Annotated in this window: 14 protein-coding genes; 11 read left to right on the top strand and 3 right to left on the bottom strand. The window is 69.1% G+C overall.

Features of this window, described 5'->3' with window-relative positions:
- The first annotated feature begins 490 nt into the window (after positions 1 to 490).
- The 9 genes from leuS to holA all read left to right on the top strand — a co-directional run bounded on the left by leuS (position 491) and on the right by holA (position 12,866).
- Positions 491 to 3,367 carry a leucine--tRNA ligase gene (leuS, locus tag IEZ21_RS00845; RefSeq protein WP_189319971.1) on the top strand — a complete coding sequence of 959 codons (2,877 nt, stop codon included), beginning with the start codon at positions 491 to 493 and terminating at the stop codon, positions 3,365 to 3,367.
- Between the two features lie 158 nt (positions 3,368 to 3,525).
- Complete coding sequence (locus tag IEZ21_RS00840; protein ID WP_189319970.1) at positions 3,526 to 4,314, top strand: hypothetical protein; 789 nt, start codon at positions 3,526 to 3,528, stop codon at positions 4,312 to 4,314.
- 322 nt (positions 4,315 to 4,636) lie between these two features.
- Complete coding sequence (locus tag IEZ21_RS00835; RefSeq protein WP_189319969.1) at positions 4,637 to 5,482, top strand: DegV family protein; 846 nt, start codon at positions 4,637 to 4,639, stop codon at positions 5,480 to 5,482.
- A gap of 223 nt (positions 5,483 to 5,705) precedes the next feature.
- On the top strand, positions 5,706 to 6,791 hold the full coding sequence (locus IEZ21_RS00830) for a ComEA family DNA-binding protein (RefSeq protein ID WP_189319968.1): 1,086 nt from the start codon (positions 5,706 to 5,708) through the stop codon (positions 6,789 to 6,791).
- Complete coding sequence (locus IEZ21_RS00825; protein ID WP_189319967.1) at positions 6,788 to 9,433, top strand: ComEC/Rec2 family competence protein; 2,646 nt, start codon at positions 6,788 to 6,790, stop codon at positions 9,431 to 9,433. Before IEZ21_RS00830 ends, IEZ21_RS00825 begins: the two co-directional genes overlap by 4 nt.
- Positions 9,434 to 9,572: 139 nt before the next feature.
- Positions 9,573 to 10,400, top strand: a complete 828-nt coding sequence (locus tag IEZ21_RS00820) for an arylamine N-acetyltransferase family protein (protein WP_189319966.1) — start codon at positions 9,573 to 9,575, stop codon at positions 10,398 to 10,400.
- 169 nt (positions 10,401 to 10,569) lie between these two features.
- Positions 10,570 to 11,451 (top strand): YceI family protein, encoded by an 882-nt coding sequence (locus tag IEZ21_RS00815; RefSeq protein ID WP_189319965.1) that lies wholly within the window; start codon positions 10,570 to 10,572, stop codon positions 11,449 to 11,451.
- A 101-nt stretch (positions 11,452 to 11,552) separates the two neighbouring features.
- Positions 11,553 to 11,798 carry a hypothetical protein gene (locus tag IEZ21_RS00810; RefSeq protein ID WP_189319964.1) on the top strand — a complete coding sequence of 82 codons (246 nt, stop codon included), beginning with the start codon at positions 11,553 to 11,555 and terminating at the stop codon, positions 11,796 to 11,798.
- 72 nt (positions 11,799 to 11,870) lie between these two features.
- Entirely contained in the window at positions 11,871 to 12,866 is a 996-nt protein-coding gene (holA, locus tag IEZ21_RS00805; RefSeq protein ID WP_189319963.1) for a DNA polymerase III subunit delta, read from the top strand.
- A gap of 363 nt (positions 12,867 to 13,229) precedes the next feature.
- Here holA and rpsT read toward each other — a convergent pair whose 3' ends face one another.
- Positions 13,230 to 13,496, bottom strand: coding sequence for a 30S ribosomal protein S20 (rpsT, locus tag IEZ21_RS00800; protein ID WP_189319962.1), 267 nt, complete (start codon positions 13,494 to 13,496; stop codon positions 13,230 to 13,232).
- Between the two features lie 284 nt (positions 13,497 to 13,780).
- Here rpsT and lepA point away from each other — a divergent pair, with 284 nt between their 5' ends.
- Positions 13,781 to 15,649: a translation elongation factor 4 gene (lepA, locus tag IEZ21_RS00795; RefSeq protein ID WP_033320822.1), complete on the top strand. Its 1,869-nt coding sequence runs from the start codon at positions 13,781 to 13,783 to the stop codon at positions 15,647 to 15,649.
- Between the two features lie 467 nt (positions 15,650 to 16,116).
- Positions 16,117 to 18,003 carry an AMP-dependent synthetase/ligase gene (locus tag IEZ21_RS00790; protein WP_189319961.1) on the top strand — a complete coding sequence of 629 codons (1,887 nt, stop codon included), beginning with the start codon at positions 16,117 to 16,119 and terminating at the stop codon, positions 18,001 to 18,003.
- Positions 18,004 to 18,287: 284 nt separating this feature from the next.
- Here the strand turns inward: IEZ21_RS00790 and IEZ21_RS00785 are convergent, their stop codons facing one another.
- Complete coding sequence (locus IEZ21_RS00785; protein ID WP_189319960.1) at positions 18,288 to 18,860, bottom strand: response regulator; 573 nt, start codon at positions 18,858 to 18,860, stop codon at positions 18,288 to 18,290.
- Positions 18,861 to 18,878: 18 nt separating this feature from the next.
- Positions 18,879 to 22,973 (bottom strand): HAMP domain-containing protein, encoded by a 4,095-nt coding sequence (locus IEZ21_RS00780; RefSeq protein ID WP_246567180.1) that lies wholly within the window; start codon positions 22,971 to 22,973, stop codon positions 18,879 to 18,881.
- Positions 22,974 to 23,084 lie beyond the last annotated feature (111 nt).

Below are 23,084 nucleotides of genomic sequence, written 5' to 3'. Positions count from 1 at the left end.
GCTGCGGTGATCCCACCGGGGGCCGAGCAGCCCGGTCGGGGAACCGGGCTGTTACTGCGTCGAGTGTTCATGGGGGGTGTCTCCCAAACAGTTCGGGGAAGCGGTCCCGATGCCGCACTCTAGGCCGAGACATACCGAGGGGTACGAGGTTTGAGTTATTGCGCTGTTATCTAAGGGTCCTGAGGGAGTTGTGATGTCCCTTAGATTCCCTTACGCCGAGTAACCCTTGACCTTTGTTCAGCTTTGGGTGCCGCAACAAGAGTGTGGCACGCCGTGTCATGTGCCCCCGAAATCTCCGTCGCGGCCCACTCGGCGGCTGCGGTACCCTGACGCCATGCGTGCCGTACGCCTTCTGCTTAGCGAGCCGCGCTGACCCGTACCGGCCCTCGACGAATTCGTGGCCGGACTCAGCGCGGCGACCCCTCCTGTGCGAGGGGCTTTTTCATTTCCCAAGCCGCTGGCAGAGACGATCGATGGAGCTTTGAGGATCATGAGCGAGACGAACCCCGCCGCTGCCTCCGAGGTGGTGGCGCCGCACCGCTACACGGCCGCCATGGCCAACGAGATCGAGGCACGCTGGCAGGACTTCTGGGAGGCGAACGCCACTTACGCGGCGCCCAACCCCACCGGCGACCTGGCCGCTGACCCCGCCCGGGTGGCCAAGCCCAAGAAGTTCATCATGGACATGTTCCCGTACCCCTCCGGTGCGGGCCTGCACGTCGGCCATCCCCTGGGCTACATCGCCACCGATGTGTACGCCCGGTACCAGCGCATGACCGGCCACAACGTCCTGCACACCCTGGGCTTCGACGCCTTCGGCCTGCCCGCCGAGCAGTACGCCGTGCAGACCGGCACACACCCGCGCGCGTCCACCGAAGCCAACATGAAGAACATGCAGGTGCAGCTGCGCCGGCTGGGCCTGGGCCACGACAACCGCAGGTCGTTCGCGACGATCGACCCGGACTACTACAAGTGGACCCAGTGGATCTTCCTGCAGATCTTCAACTCCTGGTACGACGACGAGGCGAAGAAGGCCCGCCCGATCGCCGAGCTGGTCGACCGGTTCGAGAGCGGCGAGCGAGCGGTGCCCGGTGGGCGTTCCTGGAATGAGCTGACGGCCACCGAGCGCGCTGACGTCCTGAGCGGGTTCCGGCTGGCGTACGCCTCCGACGCGCCCGTCAACTGGTGCCCCGGCCTGGGCACCGTACTGGCGAACGAGGAGGTGACCGCGGACGGCCGCTCCGAGCGCGGCAACTTCCCCGTCTTCAAGGCCAAGCTGCGCCAGTGGAACATGCGCATCACCGCGTACGCCGACCGGCTGCTGGACGACCTGGAGGAGCTGGACTGGCCCGAGGCCATCAAGCTGCAGCAGCGCAACTGGATCGGCCGCTCCGAGGGCGCCCGCGTCGACTTCCCGATCGACGGCGAGAACATCACGGTCTTCACCACGCGCCAGGACACCCTGTTCGGCGCGACCTACATGGTGCTGGCCCCCGAGCACCCGCTGGTCGAGAAGTTCACGCCCCAGGAATGGCCCGAGGGCACGCACGAGGTGTGGACCGGCGGCCACGCGACCCCGGCCGAGGCCGTCGCCGCCTACCGCGCGCAGGCCGCCTCCAAGTCCGACGTCGAGCGGCAGGCCGAGGCCAAGGACAAGACCGGCGTCTTCACCGGCTCGTACGCCACCAACCCGGTCAGCGGCGAACAGGTGCCCGTCTTCATCGCCGACTACGTACTGATGGGCTACGGCACCGGCGCGATCATGGCCGTCCCGGCGCACGACACCCGCGACTTCGCGTTCGCGCGCGCCTTCGAGCTGCCGATCCGCTGCGTGGTCGAGCCCAACGACGACCGGGGCACGGACCCGTCGACCTGGGACGACGCGTTCGTCTCGTACGACGCGAAGATCGTGAACTCCTCCGGTGAGGACGTCTCCCTGGACGGCCTGGGCGTCGTCGAGGCCAAGGCCCGCATCACCGAGTGGCTGGAGCGCAGGGGCATCGGCGAGGGCACCGTCAACTTCCGCCTGCGCGACTGGCTGTTCAGCCGCCAGCGCTACTGGGGCGAGCCCTTCCCGATCGTCTACGACGAGGAGGGCATCGCCCACCCGCTGCCCGAGTCGATGCTGCCCCTGGAGCTGCCGGAGGTCGAGGACTACTCGCCGCGCACCTTCGACCCGGACGACGCGAACACCGAGCCGGAGACCCCGCTGTCCCGCAACCAGGACTGGGTGAACGTCACCCTGGACCTGGGCGACGGCCGCGGCCCGCGCAAGTACCGCCGTGAGACCAACACCATGCCCAACTGGGCCGGTTCCTGCTGGTACGAGCTGCGCTACCTGGACCCGCACAACTCCGAGAAGCTGGTCGACCCGGAGAACGAGCGCTACTGGATGGGCCCGCGCGACGGCATGCCGCACGGCGGCGTCGACCTGTACGTGGGCGGCGCGGAGCACGCCGTACTGCACCTGCTGTACGCGCGCTTCTGGTCCAAGGTCCTGTACGACCTGGGGCACGTCTCGTCGGCCGAGCCGTTCCACAAGCTGTACAACCAGGGCATGATCCAGGCCTTCGTCTACCGCGACAGCCGGGGCATCGCGGTGCCCGCCGCCGATGTGGAGGAGCGCGACGGCGCGTACTACTACGAGGGCGAGAAGGTCACCCGGCTGCTGGGCAAGATGGGCAAGTCCCTGAAGAACGCGGTCACTCCGGACGAGATCAGCGCCGAGTACGGGGCGGACACGCTGCGTCTGTACGAGATGGCGATGGGCCCCCTGGACGTGTCGCGGCCGTGGGACACGCGCGCGGTGGTGGGCCAGTTCCGGCTGCTGCAGCGGCTGTGGCGCAACGTCGTGGACGAGGCCACCGGCGCGGTGACGGTCGTGGACGGCGAGCCGGACGAGGCCACGCTGCGTGCCCTGCACAAGGCGATCGACGGCGTACGCCAGGACCTGGAGGGCCTGCGCTTCAACACCGCCATCGCCAAGGTCACCGAGCTGAACAACCACCTGACGAAGACGGGGGGCCCGGTCGCGCGTACGGTCGCCGAGTCCCTGGTGCTGCTGGTCGCGCCGCTGGCCCCGCACATCGCCGAGGAACTGTGGCGCAAGCTGGGGCACACCGACTCGGTCGTCCACCAGGACTTCCCGGTGGCCGACCCGGCGTATGTCGTGGACGAGACCGTGACCTGTGTCGTGCAGGTCAAGGGCAAGGTCAAGGCGCGCCTGGAGGTGTCCCCGTCGATCTCCGACGAGGAGCTGGAGAAGGCGGCGCTGGGTGACGACAAGGTCGTGGCGGCGCTGGACGGCGCGGGGATCCGCAAGGTGATCGTGCGGGCGCCGAAGCTGGTGAACATCGTTCCTGCGTAACGCGGGTCGGGGTAGTCCCCTACGGGCAGGTTGGGGGTTCCGCTGGAACCCTCGGCCTGCCTTTTCCGTTTACCGTGGAAGAGCCCGCAGGCACTTCAAGCAGGACCTGGAAGCGGTACAGACAAGACCGACAAGCAGGACCCGAGAGGAACATCGTCATGGAAGCCGTGGCAGCAATCGTGGCGCTGATCTTCGTGCTGTTCGTGGTCCTGGGGACGTATGCGACGGTGAAGGCGGTCGGCGCCGCCAAGCGCGGAGTGGACCGCACCGTCGCCCAGGCCCGCCGCACGGTGGAGGACTCCACGCTCAGGGCGAAGACCCTCGCACAGCCGGGAGTGCTCGGTGAGCTGGCCCAACTGCGGCTCTCCTTGCGGACGTCGATGCGTGCCACCCAGGACGCGCTGCAGGCGAGCGTGGGCGAGGACGAGTCACTGAAGGAGTCCCTGGCCCTCTTCCAGCGACTCAGCGCACACGGCCACGAACTGGACGCCGACATGAAGCGACTGGAGCGCGAGCCGAACAGGGCCCACCTCGTCGAACAGCTGCCTAAGCTGCGGGAGCGTACGGAGCAGATCACGAAGTCGGCCGACGCCCTGCGGTCGGCGGCGCGCGACCGGGCCCGGCGGTTCGCGGGCGACGACCTGGACTCACTGAGCCAGCAGATAGACATGGAGGCGGGCGCGTTGCGGCACTGGACGAAGGAGCCGGCGCCCTCCCCCACGCTCGGCTCCGCTCGCGAGGGGGGACCCCCATCGCCGCCGCCCCCGTGGCCGGAGGCACCGGCCGCCGCGGGCGACCAGCAGACCTGGCCGGACACGGCGCCGTCGCGCACCGCCGAGGAGGCCGCCGCGGAGGAGCCCACGCCCACCCGGCCCGCCATCACCCCGCCGGCAGCGCGGCCTACCTACCCCTGGGAGAAGAAACCCCGTCCGGAGAGCACGACTTGAACTTGAGCCCGGAACGCGAGGAGATCCGGCCGATTCGGCAGCGGCAGGCGCCGAAGCGGCCTTGGCGAAGTCCGGTGCGGTACCGCGCCCCCAGGGAGGCCGCAGGCCTCTTAGGGGCGCGGGGCTGTATCAATGTGCGGCTCCGCCGCGATGGGGGTCCCCCCGCTCTGGGGGTCCCCCCAGGCCCTTAAGGCACTGGGGGAGGAGCCGAGAGTGGGGGAGCGACCAGCCACAACGAACCCGCAGCTTCGAACCGCCCCTTCCAGCGGAGCGCTTGGTGCCGGGCTGCCGTCCGCGGGTTCCTGCGGGTAATCTCCAGATCATGTCCCGCCATGTCGCGATCGTCACCGATTCAACGGCCTACCTGCCGCCGCGGACGATGGAGCGCCACGGCATCACTGCGGTGCCCCTGACCGTGGTGCTCGGTGACCAGGCGCTCGAAGAGGGCACCGAGATCTCGGCCCGCTCGCTGGCACAGGCGCTGCAGAAGCGACGCCCCGTCACCACGTCCCGGCCCAGCCCCGAGGTCTTCGCCGAGACCTACCGCAAGGTCGCCGAGTCGGGCGCCACCGGCATCGTCTCGCTGCATCTGTCCGCCGAGTTCTCGGGTACGTACGACGCGGCGGTCCTCGCCTCGCGCGAGGCTCCGGTGCCCGTACGGGTCGTGGACACGGGCATGGTCGCCATGGCTCTCGGCTTCTGCGCCCTGGCCGCGGCCGAGTCCGCGGAGGCGGACGGCACGATCGACGAGGCGGTGACCGCGGCGGAGAAGCGGGCCGCCGGCACGTCCGCGTACTTCTACGTCGACACGCTGGACTATCTGCGCCGGGGCGGCCGGATCGGGGCGGCGCAGGCCCTGTTCGGGTCCGCGCTGGCGGTGAAACCGCTGCTGGAGCTCGACGGCGGCCGGATCGAACTGCTGGAGAAGGTGCGGACCGCGTCGAGGGCGATCGCCCGCCTCGAGGAGATTGTGGCCGGTCGGGCGGGGAGTGCCCAGGTAGACATCGCGGTCCATCATCTCGCCGCGCCTGAGCGCGCGTCGGCGCTTGCGGAACGGTTGCGGGCGCGGGTGCCGGGGTTGGCCGATCTGCATGTGAGCGAGGTCGGTGCGGTCATCGGGGCGCATACCGGGCCCGGGCTGCTGGGGGCTGTGGTCTCGCCTCGGTGAGTTTCACAGTGGTCGGTGAAGTTTTTCACTGTGATGTATCTCGCAAAGTGTGTGGTTCGTGTGGAGGAGTCGTGCGCTGGGTGCGTGGGCACTTCGTCGGGCCCGTGTCGGGCGCCCCGTCAGGCGCCTCGTGCGAGTGACGGAGTTATCCACAACTGGGTGGTAATCCACGGGAATTGAGCAAGATCATCGCGAGGGCGTCGTCGTGCCCGATTCTCGTCGCATGGCACTTCGATCAGCTTCACGGACAACGACCGCTACCAGTGGCCCGGGCCGCGGCCCCGTCTCCGACGGCCGCATCCGGCACCGCCGCCGCCCTTACCGAAGCAGGGTCCGCCGCCACCAGGCCTCGGCGGAGGCGCTCCGCCTGCGCGCGGAGGCGATCTTCGCCGAACGGGCGGGAGAGCGACGGGGGTTGGGGTATGGGCCGCCGCCCGACGGTGGTCCGAGGACGCGTGTGGCCCATCGCGACCGGGCGGTTGGCGGCGACGCGGTTGGGGCCGCCGGCGCCGAGGCGGGCAGGCACGAGGGCGGGGCCGACGCTCTGGCCGGAGCTGAAACCGCGTGGCGGGAGCGGGTTGGGCTTGCTGTGCGGGAGCGGATGCCGTTGTGGCTGCAGTCGAGATGCGGGCTGGAGCGGAAGAGCGTGGTCGCGCTCTCGGCGGTGCTTGTGGTGGCCGCCGTCTTCGCCGGTCAGCACTTCTGGTCGGGCCGGACCCAGCCCGTGCGTCCACCGGAGGTGGTGCGGGCGGCACCCCCGGCTCCGCATGAGGAAGCGGCGGTGGCACCCGGATCCTCAACAGCCGCGCGGGACCCCGTGGGTGCGGCCGGCACCACGATCGTGGTGGACGTCAGCGGCAAGGTGCGCGAACCCGGTATCCACCGGCTGCCGGCCGGTTCCCGGGTCGCGGATGCGCTGCGGGCCGCCGGAGGAGTGCGCCCGGGCACGGACACCGTGGGGCTGAACCGCGCCCGGCTTCTTGTGGACGGTGAGCAGGTGGTGGTCGGCGCTCCGCCTGTCGGGGCGGGAGTTGGCGTGACCGGAGGCACGGGCGCCGCTGGAGCTGCTGGTGCCTCGGGCGCTGTGGGCCCCGGGGGAGCCGCCGCCGGTGCGGCCGCTCCGGTCGCCCTCAATACGGCCACCCTTGAGCAGCTCGACACATTGCCGGGCGTCGGCCCGGTGCTGGCCCAGCACATCATCGACTACCGCACGCAGCACGGCGGTTTCCGCTCGGTCGACGAACTCCGGGAAGTGAACGGCATTGGTGATCGTCGTTTCGCCGATCTGCAGAATCTCGTACGACCATGAACGGGCCGGAGGTTCAAGCGCCCAGCCGCGCCGTGCCCGATTCCGCCGTGCCCGACCGCCCGGCCGTGCACGCCGCCTCCGGGAACCCGCGCGGTGCCGCGCGTCCTCGTCAAGAGGGGCCGACCGACCTGCGGTTGGTGCCGCCCGCCCTGGCGGCATGGGTGACGGCGGCACTGACGCTGGGCGCGTCACCGGGCTGGACCATCGGTGTGGTGGTCGTCTGCCTGGTCGTGGCAGGCGCGTTACTGGTCACGGGCCGGAGGCGCAGTCGCGGTGAGCCGGAGTACACACATGGCGGGGTGGAGCCCAACCGCGCCCGGCGGCTCCTGTGGCGTACCTGGCCGAAGGCCTCCGTCGCCGCCGTGCTGCTCTGCGTGGCCGCAGCGGCTGCCTCCGGCGGGCTGCACGGGGCGGACCTGCGCCGTGGCCCCGTACCTGAGTTGGCGCGCCAGTACGCCGAGGTGGCCGCCGACGTGGTGGTCACCTCGGACCCCCGGCTCACCCGCCCGCGGATCAGGGGAGCCCACGCCGTCCCGACCGCCGTACTGCTCAACGCCGAGGTCCGCCGTATCGAGCAGCAGGACGGGACGGTGACGGCGACGCGGACACCGGTACTGGTGATCGTGTCGCCGGGTTCGGAATCCGCGGTGTCCGGCGACAGTTCCGGGGCGGGACCGGAATCCGGCGCCCCTTCCGGGAAGGCGCACGGCTCGCCCTGGCTCTCCCTCCTGCCCTCCACGAAGGTGCGCGTGGCGGCGCGGGTCGTGCCTGAGTTGGGAGATGGAGGGCGGGTCGCAGCAGTGTTGCGGGTGCAGGACAGTGGGCCGCCGCAGGTGGTGGAGGAGCCGTCGGGGGCGCAGCGGTTCGCGGGGGAGCTGCGCGGTGGGCTGCGTGCGGCGACCGAGGGGCTGGAGCCGGATGCGCGGGCGTTGCTGCCGGGACTGGTGGTGGGGGACACCTCGCGGATCACGCCGGAGCTGGACGAGGCGTTCAAGGCGACCGATCTCACTCACCTTCTGGCCGTCAGCGGGGCCAATTTCACGATCTTGCTCGCCCTGCTCATCGGACCGCCGGGTCGTGCACAGCACGCCGAGCGCAGAGGCCTCGCCCCCAGACTCGGCATCCCGCTGCGGGCGACCGCCGTACTCGGTGGCACGCTCTCGCTCGGCTTCGTCATCGTGTGCCGGCCGGACCCGAGTGTGCTGCGGGCCGCGGCCTGCGGATCGATCGCGTTGCTGGCCATCGCCACCGGCCGCCGCAGGTCGCTGATTCCGGCGCTGGCCACGGCGGTCCTGCTGCTGGTGCTGTACGACCCCTGGCTGTCCCGGAGTTACGGCTTCCTGCTCTCCGTACTCGCGACCGGCGCCCTGCTCACCCTGGCCCCGAGGTGGAGCGCCGCACTCCAGAGGCGGCGGGTCCCACCGCGGCTCGCCGAGGCGTTGGCCGCGGCGGGCGCGGCGCAGGCCGTGTGCGCGCCCGTTGTCGTCGTCCTCTCGGCTCGGGTGAGCCTGGTGGCGGTGCCGTGCAATCTGCTCGCGGAGTTCGCGGTCGCGCCCGCCACGGTGCTGGGCTTCGCGACGCTGACCACGGCCCTGTGGGCGATGCCGGTCGCCAAGGCGCTGGCGTGGTGCGCGAGTTGGCCGGCGGGCTGGATCGCGGACATCGCCCGCACCGGAGCCGCCCTGCCCGGCGCCGGCGTGGACTGGCCGGACAGCTGGCCGGGCGCGCTGCTGCTCGCCTGCGTGACCGTGCTGCTCGTACTCATCGGCCGGAGACTCCTGAGGCACCCCTGGCTGAGCGGTGCCTGCGTAGTGCTGCTCCTGCTGGTGCTGGTGCAGCCGGCGCCGCTCACCCGGGTGATCACGGGGTGGCCGCCACCGGGCTGGCGGTTCGCGATGTGCGACGTGGGACAGGGCGACGCGATGGTGCTCGCGGCGGACGACGGCGCCGGTGTGGTGGTCGACGCGGGCCCCGACCCGGTCCTCATCGACCAATGCCTGCGCACGCTGGGCATCACCCGGATCCCCCTCGTCGTGCTGACCCACTTCCACGCGGACCATGTGGCGGGGCTGCCGGGCGTGCTGCGCGGGCGTTCGGTGGGCGCGATCGAGGCGACGGGCTTCGAAGAGCCGCTGGACCAGGCGGAGTTCGTGCACCGGCAGGCGGCGGCCCGACGTATCCCGGTGACCCGGGCGGTGGCGGGGGAGCGGCGGCGTACGGGGGCGCTCGACTGGCGAGTGTTGTGGCCGCCGCCGCGCCCGGCCCCGACTCCGGAGGGCCCGAACGATGCCAGCGTCACCCTGTTCGTACGGTCGGCCGGGCTGACCCTGCTCCTGCTCGGCGACCTCGAACCACCCGCCCAGCAGGCCTTGTTGAGATCCCCGGCCGGCGCCGAACTGGGAGGCGTGGACGTCCTCAAGGTCGCCCATCACGGCTCGGCCTACCAGGACCCGGAGCTCATACGCCGGGCGGCACCACGCCTGGCGCTCATTTCATGCGGCGCGGACAACCCGTACGGACATCCGGCACCGAGCACGGTGGCGGCGCTGCGTGCCGGGGGTGCCACCGTGCTGCGTACGGACGAGGACGGGGCGATGGCCGTTGCCGGAGAGGGGGACCGCCTGTGGGTGGCGGGCGTCTGAGGCCCCGACGGTCTCAGGCCCCGGGAGTCTCCGGCCTGGAGGGCTCAGGCTTCTGGAGCCTGAGACACCAGGAACCAGGAACCAGGAGCCGAAGGCCGAGACCGCGCCCCGGAGCCCCGTGTCCAGGAGACTGGCAGGCATGGAATCCGTACAGGCAGACGCCTATCTCCGTCGGATCGGGGCCGAGCGCCCCGCGCTGCCCACGGTCGAGGCGCTTCGAGAACTGCAACTGCGACATCTGCTGACCGTGCCGTTCGAGAATCTGTCGATCCACTTGGGAGAGGAGATCGTGCTGGAGGAGAAACAGCTCCTGGACAAGGTGGTGGGCGCCCGACGGGGCGGCTTCTGTTACGAGCTGAACGGGGCGTTCGGGGCGCTGCTCGCGGAGTTGGGCTTCGAGGTGGAGCTGCTCGCGGCGCGGGTGTACGGGGAGGGGGAGCGGCTGGGTATCCCGTTCGATCACCTCGCGCTGCGGGTGGGGACGGTGGACGGGGGTGACTGGCTGGTTGACGTAGGGTTCGGGGCGAACAGCCACTATCCGCTGGCCTTCGGGGAGCGGGGCGAGCAGATGGATCCGGCCGGCACGTTCCGGCTGGTCGAGGCCGGGGCGGATCCGGCTGGGGTGCGAGGGGGAGCCGCGGGCTCCGGTGACCTGGACGTCCTGCGGGACGGCACACCTCAGTACCGGCTGGAGCTGCGGCCGAGGGTGCTCGGGGACTGCGTGAGCGGTGCTTGGTGGCACAGCACCTCGCCGGTGTCGCATTTCACACGGTCGCTCGTCTGCTCGCGAGTCACCGACGACGGCGGGCGGATCACGCTCAGCGGGCGAAAGTTCACCGTTACGGCGCCCGAGGGGACGAAAGAGGGATCGGATCTGGCCACGGACGAGGAGGTTCTGGAGGTGTACCGGGAGCGATTCGGGATCTTGCTGGAGCGCGTTCCGGTCGTCGGGGGAGCGGGTTCCTGAGGTAGGAAAACACAAGCGGAACGGCCAACTCGGACTCATCATACTTATACCCAGCGCAACTGCTTGATTCCCGTGATGTGGTCGAGTCTTGCCTCGAAAGCCGCATCGGTGGTCGAATGCATCGCCACTAGATTTTGTCTTGTTTCATATTGCGCGAGGTGTGTCGTAGATGGTCGGCCGTTGGCTGGGAATCGGTAAGAACCGAGTGCAAGGGACGAATCTCCTCACTGCCATGTCGGTGCCGACCGGTGCCGGGTTGCTCAGCTGCCGGGTGATGGATCCGGTCAATCAGCCGGTGTCGCATGCGGAGTTCACGGTCAGTGACGTCATGGGACGCAAAGTGGTCGGTGGCGGCGCGGATCCGTTCGGGTCGTTCGTGGCGACGGTTCCCGCGGGTGAGTACCGGCTCGGGGTGACGGCGGAGGGGTACACGCCGCTCCGTGAGAGCGCCACGGTGCGGGAGAACGCGGTGACCTCGCTCGGCGATGTGGCGCTTCGGGTCGCCCAGCCTCCCGCGCTGCCCGAGCCGGGGGACTGGGAGATCGAGCCGGCGCATTCCTCGATCGGATTCACCGCGCGGCACATCGGACTGGCACGGGTTCATGGCCGGTTCAACACCTTCGCCGGGGTGATACGGATCGCCCAGCAGGTGGAGCAGACGGCGATGCACGTGGTGATCGACGCCTCGTCCATCGACACCAACGTCAAGATGCGGGACGACCATCTGCGGTCGGCGGACTTCCTCGACGTGGACCGTTTCCCCACGCTGGAGTTCTACAGCGACCGCTTTGTGCACAAGGGTGGCAACCGGTGGGCGGTCACCGGGGCGCTGTCGCTGCACGGCGTGACGCGTACGGTCACGCTCGACACCGAGTACCTCGGGATCGGCAACGGCATGGAGGGCGAGGTGCGGGGGGCGTGCCGGGCCACCACCGAGTTGCGGCGCGACGACTTCACGGTGAGCTGGCAGACGATGCTCGCTCGGGGCATCGCCGTGGTCGGGCCCAGCATCCGGGTCGCCTTGGACATACAGATCGTCCCCAAGAGCTGAACAGCGAGAGCTGACAGAGCAGCGAGGGCTGAGCACGAGGGACTGTGCACGAGGGCTGAGCCGCGGCGCGGGCTGCTCGGCGCGTACCGGAAAATGTCCGTGTGAGCGATGTGAGACATGTGCTGGTGCTGCCCGATCGCGATGCCGCGCAGGAGGCGTCGGAGGCGCTCGGGGAGCGGTTCGGGATCGACGAGGAGCCGCAGCTCGTACGGGATGCCCTGGCCGGTGAGGACGATGCCGAGGACGCGCAGTGGCTGCTGGTCCTGCGGGATGCCGAGGAACGGCTGGACGCCGGGGAGCTGGACGAGTTCGCGGGCGAGTGGGACGGCTGGCGGGAGGAGCCGTAGCCGCGGGGTCGGGGTGCCTGAGCGGTCTCGGTCGAGGGTCGTTGTCAGTGGTGCGTGGGATGCTTGAGCGCGATGGCCAGGAAGACTGAATCCGCAGACGCAGCAGACGTACTCGTCCCCGTCACGATCGCCGTGGGGCAGGAGGATCTGCTGCTCGACCGTGCCGTGCGGGAGGTGGTGACCGCCGCGCGGGCCGCCGATCCGGACACGGATGTACGGGACCTCACGTCGGACCAGTTGCAGCCGGGGACGCTCGCCGAGCTGACGAGTCCCTCGCTGTTCGCCGAGCGGAAGGTCGTGGTCGTGCGCGGTGCGCAGGATCTGTCGGCGGACACGATCAAGGACGTGAAGGCGTATTTCGGGGCGCCCGCCGAAGAGATCACGCTGGTGCTGCTGCATGCCGGCGGGGCCAAGGGCAAGGGGCTGCTCGACGCCGCGCGGAAGGCGGGGGCGCGGGAGGTCGCCTGTCCCAAGATGACCAAGCCGGCGGACCGGCTGGCCTTCGTGCGCGGTGAGTTCCGTACGCTCGGGCGGTCGGCCACGCCCGAGGCGTGTCAGGCCCTTGTCGATGCGATCGGGAGTGATCTGCGGGAGCTGGCGTCCGCGGTGGCGCAGCTGGTCGCGGATGTCGAGGGGACGATCGACGACGCAGTCGTCGGGCGGTACTACACGGGGCGGGCCGAGGCCTCCAGCTTCACCGTTGCCGATCGGGCCGTCGAGGGGCGGGCGGCGGAGGCGCTCGAGGCGCTGCGGTGGTCCTTGTCGACGGGGGTTGCGCCGGTGCTGATCACCAGCGCGCTGGCGCAGGGGGTGCGGGCCATCGGCAAGCTTTCCTCCGCGCGTGGGGGGCGTCCGGCCGATCTGGCTCGTGAGCTCGGGATGCCGCCGTGGAAGATCGACCGGGTGCGGCAGCAGATGAAGGGCTGGACTCCGGACGGCGTCGCGGTCGCCCTCCGGGCGGTGGCCGAAGCGGATGCGGGGGTCAAGGGCGGGGGGGACGATCCTGAGTACGCCCTTGAAAAGGCGGTCGTTGCGATTGCCCGGGCGGCACGGTCCCGACGGGGTTAGGGGCAGGGCCCTACGCGGGTGGCGGCTTGAGATTCGTGGGCGGCTGCGGGTCGTCTGTGGCTGGTCGCGCCCACGCGGCGGAGCCGCACACTGTCACAGCCCCACGCCCCTATCGGGGCGCACCCCCAGGTTCCGAAGAAAGGGAGCCCATCGCTCCCAAAGCCGAAAGCCCCGCTCCCACCCTGGGGAAGGGCAGGAAGCGGGGCCTTCGGTGTAAGCCGGTGGGTCCATGCCCGCGTGGCGAACGCAGGCCGCGCATGAACCCGGAGTGCCGGTCGGGAGCGGAAGAGAGAGGGCCCGCTCAGAGTCCTTCCGGCGTTCGAATCAAGTGGGCGCTCGGCGCAGCCGAGTCACCCGGCAGGTTCAGCCCTTGAGGGAAGCGACCTGGGAAGCAAGCGCCGACTTCTTGTTGGCGGCCTGGTTCTTGTGGATGACGCCCTTCGAGGCGGCCTTGTCGAGCTTGCGCGCGGCAACGCGCTGCAGCTCGGTGGCCTTCTCGACGTCACCCGCGGCAGCGGCCTCACGGGCCTTGCGGATCGCGGTCTTCAGCGAGGACTTCACGGACTTGTTGCGCAGCCGTGCCTTCTCGTTGGTCTTGATCCGCTTCATCTGGGACTTGATGTTCGCCACGAATGAGCCTTTTCAGGTTCAGGCACACGAGGGCCAGCCTCATATGCCGGTGATTGATCTTCGAGTGGCCCACCGGTGACCCGGTGGAGCCGTCTGTGCCTCCCGCAGAGAGCTGCCCGCTGAGGGCACCCCAGACGGCATGAGACACAGCTGCTCAGACTAGCAGCCGCAGTCCTACCGGCCCAAACCCGTCGCCGGTCCCCGCCCGTGGGACCATGGAAGCTACGTATCGATCCGACCCGAGCCGCTGCCCCCTGCGGATATCTCAAGAATCAGGACCCTGCGTGCCCGCGACCCCTAACAATGTGCCCGAGCCGAGCCGTACCGACCCGGCTCTGATCCGCAATTTCTGCATCATCGCGCACATCGACCACGGCAAGTCCACGCTCGCCGACCGGATGCTCCAGCTGACCGGGGTGGTCGAGCAGCGGCAGATGCGTGCTCAGTACCTCGACCGTATGGACATCGAGCGCGAGCGCGGCATCACGATCAAGTCCCAGGCGGTCCGCCTGCCCTGGGCCCCGACCGAGGACAAGGGCAACACCCACATCCTCAACATGATCGACACTCCGGGGCACGTGGACTTCACGTACGAGGTGTCCCGGTCGCTCGCCGCGTGCGAGGGGACGATCCTGCTCGTCGACGCCGCTCAGGGCATCGAGGCTCAGACGCTCGCCAATCTCTATCTGGCGATGGAGAACGAGCTCACGATCATCCCCGTGCTCAACAAGATCGATCTGCCCGCCGCGCAGCCCGAGAAGTTCGCCGAGGAGCTCGCGCACCTCATCGGATGCGACCCCGGCGATGTCCTGAAGGTCTCCGCCAAGACCGGACTCGGCGTCGAGGCGCTGCTCGACAAGGTCGTCGCCGAGGTCCCCGCACCCGTGGGCGTCGAGGACGCCCCGGCGCGCGCCATGATCTTCGACTCGGTGTACGACTCCTACCGCGGCGTCGTGACGTACGTACGAGTCATCGACGGGCAGCTCAACAAGCGTGAGCGGATCCGGATGATGTCCACCAACGCCACCCACGAGCTGCTGGAGATCGGGACGAACTCGCCCGAGATGCTCTCCGCCGACGGGCTCGGCGTCGGCGAGGTCGGCTACATCATCACCGGTGTGAAGGACGTCCGGCAGTCCAAGGTCGGTGACACGATCACCAGCCTGCACAAGGGCGCCGTCGAAGCCCTCGGCGGGTACAAGGAACCCAAGCCGATGGTGTTCTCCGGTCTCTATCCTCTCGACGGCTCCGACTACCCCGAGCTGCGCGACGCCCTCGACAAGCTTCAGCTCAACGATGCCGCGCTGGTCTACGAGCCGGAGACCTCCGCCGCCCTCGGCTTCGGTTTCCGCGTCGGCTTCCTCGGACTGCTGCACCTGGACGTGATCCGGGAGCGGCTCGAGCGCGAGTTCGGACTCGACCTGATCGCCACCGCGCCGAACGTGGTCTACCGCGTACTCATGGAGGACGGCACCGAGCACACGGTGACGAACCCGAGCGAGTTCCCCGAGGGGAAGATCAGCGAGGTGTACGAGCCGGTCGTACGCGCCACGATCCTCGCCCCGAGCGAGTTCATCGGCTCGATCATGGAGCTGTGCCAGACCCGCCGCGGCACCATGCTCGGCATGGACTACCTCTCCGAGGACCGCGTCGAGATCCGCTACACGCTCCCGCTCGCGGAGATCGTCTTCGACTTCTTCGACCAGCTGAAGTCCAAGACCCGCGGCTACGCCTCCCTCGACTACGAGCCCACCGGCGAGCAGACCTCCAGCCTCGTCAAGGTCGACATCCTGCTGCACGGCGACAAGGTGGACGCCTTCTCCGCGATCACCCACAAGGACCAGGCGTACGCATACGGCGTGCGACTTGTCGCCAAGCTGCGCGAGCTCATCCCGCGGCAGGCCTTCGAGGTGCCCATCCAGGCGGCCATCGGCTCCCGGGTCATCGCCCGCGAGACCATCCGCGCCATCCGCAAGGATGTCCTCGCCAAGTGCTACGGCGGTGACATCTCCCGTAAGCGGAAGCTGCTGGAGAAGCAGAAGGAAGGCAAGAAGCGGATGAAGATGGTGGGCTCTGTGGAGGTTCCGCAGGAGGCCTTCATCGCGGTGCTGTCCAGCGAGGAGAACGCGGGCTCCGGCAAGGGCAAGAAGTAGCAGGCGTCCTTCCATTTTGCTGCGCCTCCGGGGCGCCTCAGCCGGTGTCGAGGGGGCGACCGTGCTCACCCCTTCGGGCCTCCGCGCTCCCCCACGCTCGGCTTCGCTCGCGCGGGGGGACCCCCATGCCCCCTCGACACCGTCGCGCCCCTGCGTCTCCGCATTCCGGGGCAGCCGGCCACCGTCACCCCTGGAACTCGGGCACAATGCGGGCTCGTCGCGTTTCGGCGCGACGAGCCCTCCCCCACTCTCGGCTTCGCTCGAGCGGGGGGACCCCCATGCTGCGCGTAGGGTCGCTCTGCGTAGGAGTCTTGTAGGAAGTGACAGCCCGCCACCCCTTACACACCGGCCAGCCGCGCTCTACTCTGATCACCACTCGATGGTTACTCGCGAGTTAAACAGCGGCCGCGAGTGACACAACAGCCGCAAAGAGCCAGCCGCACACTGTCGCGGGCCCGGAGGATGTCGTGAGCGACACACAAACCCTGATCGAGAACCGTCCGCCGTCCGTGGCGGCCCTCTTCTTGGAGCGCGTGGCGGCCACACCGGACGCCGAGGCCTACCGCTACCCCGTACCCCCCGCATCCGGCGAAGGCCCGGACGACTGGAAGTCGCTGAGCTGGGCGCAGGCGGCCGAGCGGGTCTTCGCCATCGCCGCGGGCCTGATCGAACTGGGCGTTCAGCCCGAGCAGCGCGTCGCGCTGTCCTCCGCCACCCGGGTCGAGTGGATCCTCGCCGACCTCGGCATCCTGTGCGCGGGCGCGGCGACGACGACCGTCTACCCGCAGACGAACGCCGAGGAGTCGGCCTTCATCCTCTCCGACTCCGAGAGCAAGGTCCTGATCGCGGAGGACGCCGCACAGCTCGCCAAGGCGCGCGAGAAGCGGGCCGAACTCCCCGAACTCACCCATGTCGTCGTCATCGACGGCACCGGCGTGGACTCCTCCCAGGACGAGGGCGACTGGGTGCTCACCCTCGCTGAGCTGGAGAAGCGCGGTGCCGCCGTCCTGGAGAAGAACCCCGACCTGATCAAGGAGAAGGTCGCCGCGATCACCTCCGACCAGCTCGCCACGCTGATCTACACCTCCGGCACCACCGGCCGCCCCAAGGGTGTACGGCTGCCGCACGACAACTGGTCGTACATGGCGAAGGCGACCTCCGCGACCGGCCTGATCAGTGCCGAGGACGTGCAGTATCTGTGGCTGCCGCTCGCCCACGTCTTCGGCAAGGTGCTCACGTCCGGGCAGATCGACGTCGGGCACGTCACCGCCGTCGACGGCCGGGTGGACAAGATCATCGAGAATCTGCCGGTGGTGCAGCCGACGTACATGGCGGCCGTGCCCCGCATCTTCGAGAAGGTCTACAACGGCGTCGCGGCCAAGGCCCGTGCCGGTGGTCCAGCCAAGTACAAGATCTTCCAGTGGGCGGCGGGGGTCGCGCGCGAGTACGCGAAGGTCAGCCAGGACAACTTCCGCAGGACCGGTACGGCCTCCGTGCCCTTCGGCCTCGGCGCCAAGCACAAGATCGCGGACGCGCTCGTGTACTCCAAGCTACGCGAGGCCTTCGGTGGCAACATGCGCGCCTGTGTCTCCGGATCGGCCGCGCTCGCGCCCGACATCGGCTACTTCTTCGCCGGCGCCGGTGTGCACATCCTGGAGGGGTACGGGCTGACGGAGTCGTCCGCCGCGTCCTTCGTGAACCCCGGCGAGGCCTACCGCACCGGCACGGTCGGCAAGCCGCTCCCCGGCACGGAGGTGCGCATCGCGGACGACGGCGAGATCCTGCTGCGCGGGCCCGGGATCATGGAGGGCTACCACAAGCTGCCCGACAAGACCGCCGAAGTCCTGGAGCAGGACGGCTGGTTCCACACCGGTGACATCGGCGAGCTGTCTCCCGACGGCTATCTGAAGATCACCGACCGCAAGAAGGACCTCATCAAGACGTCCGGCGGCAAGTACATCGCGCCCGCCGAGGTCGAGGGCCGGTTCAAGGCGGTGTGCCCGTACGTCTCCAACATCCTCGTGCACGGCGCCGACCGGAACTTCTGCACCGCGCTCATCGCGCTCGACGAGCCGTCCATCCTCGGCTGGGCCAAGGAGAACGGCATGGAGGGCAAGTCGTACGCCGAGGTCGTCGCCGCCCCCGCGACGGTCGAGCTCATCGACGGGTACGTCAAGCAGCTCAACGAAGGGCTTCAGCGGTGGCAGACCATCAAGAAGTTCAAGATCCTGCCGCGGGACCTCGACATCGAGCATGGTGAGCTGACGCCGAGTCTGAAGTTGAAGCGGCCGGTTGTCGAGCGGGAGTACAAGCACCTGATCGATGACATGTACGCCGGCTCTCGCGAGGCGTGAGCGTTTCCAGCGGGCGTTTCCTCCAGGAGGCGCGGGGAACTGCGGTTCGGCTGTTGGCTGCGGGCCGTACGTGGCTGGTCGCGCCCACGCGGCGGAGCCGCAAAATGGCACAGCCCCGCGCCCCTGACGGGGCGCACCCTGCGGGCCGTACGTGGCTGGTCGCTCCCCCACTCTCGAATTCTCCCCCAGTGCCTTAAGGGCCTGGGGGGACCCCCAGAGCGGGGGGACCCCCATCGCGGCGGAGCCGCAAAATGGCACAGCCCCGCGCCCCTTGCACCCCGACGTCACACGGCGCCGTTTCCCGTCACCAAGACCCGTAGGTCTCTGACCTGCGTGCGCAACTCCGCCAAGTCCGGGGAGCCCTCCGCCAGTTGTTTCTCCAGGGCGTCCAGGCGGGCGTTCACTTGCGCGCCGTGTGCCCGCTGCCGCGCAAGCATCCGTTCCAGCTGCCGGTTCTTGCGGTGGAGGTCCAGGAAGACCGTGACCTTGGCGCGTAGGACCCAGGGGTCGAAGGGCTTGGTGAGGTAGTCGGCGGCGCCGGTGGCGTAGCCGCGGAAGGCGTAGCCCGCGTCGGCGTCCGTGCCCGTCAGGAAGATGATCGGGACGTCCTTGGTCTGGTCGAGTCGCTTGATGTTCGCGGCGGTCTCGAAGCCGTCCATGCCCGGCATACGGATGTCGAGCAGCACGACGGCGAACCGCTGCCGCAGCAGCGCCTTCATCGCCTCCTCGCCCGAACGGGCCCGTACCAGCGGCTCGTTGAGGGACCCCAGGACGGCCTCCAGCGCGATCAGGTTGTCCTCCATGTCGTCCACGAGGAGTATGTTGGCGCGCTGGTCGGTCGATGCCTCAGTACTCATGGTGTTGGTCTGCCTGCCTCAGTCGTTCGGCGACGGGACGGGGGCGGGGCCGACGGTTTCTGTCTCCTCGCCGGGTCCCTCCGCCTTCGCGTCGTCGTCTTGTTCGTCTTGTTCGTCGTCTTGTCCGGCCGGGTCCAGGAGGGCGCAGACGACGGTCAGCAGTTGATCGACGTCCACCGGCTTGGGTACGTAGTCGTTGGCGCCGCGGGCGATGGACTTCTCGCGGTCGCCCGGCATCGCCTTGGCGGTGAGGGCGACGATGGGAAGGCCGGCCCAGCGCGGGGTGCGGCGGATGGCGGCGATGGTCTCGTAACCGTCCATCTCCGGCATCATGATGTCCATCAGGACGAGTTCGACATCGGGATTGCGCTCCAGGGTCTCGATGCCCTCGCGCCCGTTCTCCGCGTACAGGACGGGCATACCGACCCGCCCCAGTACATGGGTGAGCGCGAAGACGTTGCGGATGTCGTCGTCCACGATCAACACCCGGCGTCCCGGCAGGAGTTGACCCGCCCGGCCCGACTTCCACGCCTCCAGCTTGGTGGGCGTGGGCCAGGTGTCGTCCGTGTCCTGGGCTGTGTGCGGCTCGGTGGACTCGATGGGCAACTGCTCGGGCGCGGGAGTCTGGCGCTCCTCGGGTACGGGCCCGGTCGCCGAGTGACCGGGGCTGGCGACAGGGACGTACAGCGTGAAGGTGGAGCCCTTGCCCGGCTCGCTCTCGGCGATGATGCGGCCGCCGAGCAGCCTGGCGATCTCGCGGCTGATGGACAGGCCGAGGCCCGTGCCGCCGTACTTGCGGTTGGTGGTTCCGTCCGCCTGCTGGAACGCCTCGAAGATCACCGGGAGTTTCTCCGGTGCGATACCGATACCGGTGTCGGTGACCGTGAAGGCGACCACATCGTCGTGGTCGCCGCGCGTGTAGCGGTGGTCGGGGTCCTTGACGCGGTTGACGCGCAGCTCGACCCGGCCGTTCGCGGTGAACTTGATCGCGTTGGACAGCAGATTGCGCAGGATCTGCTGGAGGCGCTGCTCGTCCGAGTACATCTCGCGCGGTACGTCCTCGCCGACCGCCACCTCGAAGGCGAGCCCCCGGTCCAGCGTGAGCGGCCGGAACGTGGCGTGGACGTAGTCGAGCAGTTTGATCAGCGGCAGCTTCTTCGGGCGTACGTCCATCCGGCCGGCCTCGATCTTCGACAGATCGAGGATGTCGTTGATCAGCTGGAGCAGGTCCGAGCCCGAACGGTGGATCGTGGACGCGAACTGCACCTCCTGGTCGGAGAGATGACCGTCCGGGTTGTCGGAGAGCAGGCGGGCCAGGATGAGGAGGGAGTTCAGCGGGGTGCGCAGCTCGTGCGACATGTTCGCCAGGAACTCCGACTTGTACTGCGACGAGGTCGCCAGAAGCGCGGCCTTCTCCTCCAGTTCGGCGTTCGAGCGCTGCAACTCGGCCTGCTGGCGCTGGAGTTCGTCGGAGCGTTCCTGGAGCTGGGTGGCCAGCTGCTGGGACTGGCCGAGCAGGGACTCCGTACGGGAGTTGGCGATGATGGTGTTGATCGCGACGGCGATGGTGTTCACGAACTGGTCGAAGAACGCGAGGTGGACGTCGGAGAAGCGGGAGAAGGACGCCAGTTCGATCACGCCGAGGAGCATGTCCTCGAAGAGGATCGGGATGATGACGACGCTGGACGGGGACGCCTCACCAAGACCGCTGTTGATCTTGATGTAGTCCGGCGGGGCCTCCTCGACGAGGATCCGCTTCTTCTCCCGGGCCGCCTGCGCCACAAGCCCGTGCACCGGGAGCCCACCGGTCTCCACGGTCGCGCCCTGTGCCGCCCCGTACCCGGCGATGAAGGCAAGCCCCTTGCCGGGGACGGCCGTTCGCCCCGCCGGGCTGTCCTCGTCGGGGTCGGCCAGATAGAACGCGCCGTACTGGGCGTTGACCAGCGGCGTCAGCTCGCGCAGGAGCAGGTCGGCGACCTCCATCAGGTCGCGGTGGCCCTGCATCAGGGCGGCGAGGCGGGCGAGGTTCGACTCCAGCCAGTCCTTCGCGCGGGTCGTCTCGCGGAGGTTGGCCACCATCAGGTTGATGTTGTCCTTCAGTTCGGTGACCTCGCCGCGGGTCTCCACCGAGATGGAGCGGGACATGTCGCCCTGGGCCACCGCGGACGCCACCTCGGCGATGGCGCGTACCTGGGTGGTGAGGTTGGAGGCCAGCTCGTTCACGTTCGTCGTCAGGCGCTTCCAGGTGCCGTACACGCCCTCGACCCGTGCCTGACCGCCGAGTTGGCCCTCAGAACCCACCTCGCGGGCCACCCTCGTCACCTCGGACGAGAACGATGACAGGGTGTCCACCATCGTGTTGATCGTGGTCTTCAGCTCCAGGATCTCGCCGCGCGCGTCCACGTCGATCTTCTTGGAGAGGTCGCCCTGGGCGACGGCGGTGGCGACCTGCGCGATGTTCCGTACCTGCGAAGTGAGGTTGTCCGCCATGTAGTTGACGTTGTCGGTCAGGTCCCGCCACACGCCGGAGACGCCGAGGACCTGTGCGCGCCCGCCGAGCCGTCCGTCCGTGCCGACCTCGCGGGCCACCCGGGTCACCTCGTCGGCGAAGGCGCGCAGCTGCTCCACCATCGTGTTGACGGTGTCCTTGAGTTCGAGGATCTCGCCGCGGGCGTCGACGGTGATCTTCTTGGACAGGTTGCCGTTCGCGACGGCTGTCGTCACCTGGGCGATGTTGCGGACCTGCGAAGTCAGGTTCAGGGCCATGAAGTTGACGTTGTCGGTGAGGTCTTTCCAGACCCCGGATACGCCACGGACCTGGGCCTGACCTCCCAGGTTTCCTTCGGTGCCGACCTCGCGGGCCACGCGGGTCACTTCGTCGGCGAAGGCGGAGAGCTGGTCGACCATCGTGTTGATCGTCGACTTCAGCTCCAGGATCTCGCCCTTCGCCTCCACCGTGATCTTCTTGCCGAGGTCGCCCTGGGCGACGGCGGTCGAGACGAGGGCGATGTTCCGCACCTGTGAAGTCAGGTTGTCGGCCATGAAGTTGACGTTGTCGGTGAGGTCCTTCCAGACTCCCGATACGCCACGGACCTGAGCGCGACCTCCCAGGTTTCCTTCGGTGCCGACCTCGCGGGCCACGCGGGTCACTTCGTCGGCGAAGGCGGAGAGCTGGTCCACCATCGTGTTGATCGTCGACTTGAGTTCGAGGATCTCGCCCTGTGCGTCGACCGTGATCTTCTGGCTGAGGTCGCCGTTGGCCACGGCCGTCGTCACCTGGGCGATATTGCGGACCTGACTGGTCAGGTTGGACGCCATGAAGTTCACGTTGTCGGTGAGGTCCTTCCAGACCCCGGAGACACCGCGCACCTGCGCCCGGCCGCCCAACTGGCCCTCCGTGCCGACCTCGCGGGCCACCCGCGTGACCTCGTCGGCGAAGGCGGAGAGCTGGTCGACCATCGTGTTCACGGTCAGCTTCAGTTCGAGCAGCTCGCCCGTCGCCTCCACCGTCACCGTGCGGGTCAGGTCGCCCTGGGCCACCGCCGTCGTCACCAGGGCGATGTCCCGCACCTGGGCCGTCAGCCGGGACGCCATCGTGTTGACGGCCTCGGTGACGTCCCGCCAACTCCCGGACAGACCCGTCACCTTGGCGCGACCGCCAAGCCGCCCCTCCGTGCCGACCTCGCGCGCGACCCGGGTCACCTCTCCGGTGAAGAGAGACAACTGATCGACCATCTTGTTGACCGCTCGCCCCAACCGGCGTAGATCGCCCCGGAGCTGACGGTTCCCGTCATGCAGGTCGACCCGCTGGGTCAGATCGCCTCCCGCCACCGCGTCCAGCACGCGCGTCGCGTTCGCGGCGGGCGCCACCAGCGCGTCGAGCAGCTGGTTCACCTCGTCGACCCTGGTCGTCCACTGGCCCTGACCGGGGCTCGCGGAGAGCCGCTCGTCCAGGCGGCCGTGGCGCACCAGCTCCCGGCGGACGCGCTGCACCTCGGAGTTGAAGTGCGCGTCACGGCCCATGATCTGGTTGAACACCGTGTTGAGCTCGGCCACCAGGCCCTGCCCCGACTCCGGCACCTTCGTGAAGTCGCCGTCCCGGGTGGCGGTCATGGCGGCGAGCAGAGGACGTAGATCTGATGCCCGAATCTGTCCGTCTTCGAGCACATGCGTAGCACTGTTCTCACTCATGCGAGCCCACTTCGGTAACTCGGCGCTTATGGG

The sequence above is a fragment of the Streptomyces flaveus genome (assembly GCF_014647675.1).
Taxonomy (GTDB): domain Bacteria; phylum Actinomycetota; class Actinomycetes; order Streptomycetales; family Streptomycetaceae; genus Streptomyces; species Streptomyces flaveus.
Note: the sequence above shows the minus strand (reverse complement) of the source record. Positions and strands in the feature narration are given on the sequence as shown.

Coding starts and splice junctions, on each gene's coding strand:
- leuS (WP_189319971.1), top strand. CDS start 491: ATGAGCGAGACGAACCCCGCCGCTGCCTCCGAGGTGGTGGCGCCGCAC.
- IEZ21_RS00840 (WP_189319970.1), top strand. CDS start 3,526: ATGGAAGCCGTGGCAGCAATCGTGGCGCTGATCTTCGTGCTGTTCGTG.
- IEZ21_RS00835 (WP_189319969.1), top strand. CDS start 4,637: ATGTCCCGCCATGTCGCGATCGTCACCGATTCAACGGCCTACCTGCCG.
- IEZ21_RS00830 (WP_189319968.1), top strand. CDS start 5,706: ATGGCACTTCGATCAGCTTCACGGACAACGACCGCTACCAGTGGCCCG.
- IEZ21_RS00825 (WP_189319967.1), top strand. CDS start 6,788: ATGAACGGGCCGGAGGTTCAAGCGCCCAGCCGCGCCGTGCCCGATTCC.
- IEZ21_RS00820 (WP_189319966.1), top strand. CDS start 9,573: ATGGAATCCGTACAGGCAGACGCCTATCTCCGTCGGATCGGGGCCGAG.
- IEZ21_RS00815 (WP_189319965.1), top strand. CDS start 10,570: ATGGTCGGCCGTTGGCTGGGAATCGGTAAGAACCGAGTGCAAGGGACG.
- holA (WP_189319963.1), top strand. CDS start 11,871: ATGGCCAGGAAGACTGAATCCGCAGACGCAGCAGACGTACTCGTCCCC.
- IEZ21_RS00785 (WP_189319960.1), bottom strand. CDS start 18,860: ATGAGTACTGAGGCATCGACCGACCAGCGCGCCAACATACTCCTCGTG.
- IEZ21_RS00780 (WP_246567180.1), bottom strand. CDS start 22,973: ATGACCGCCACCCGGGACGGCGACTTCACGAAGGTGCCGGAGTCGGGG.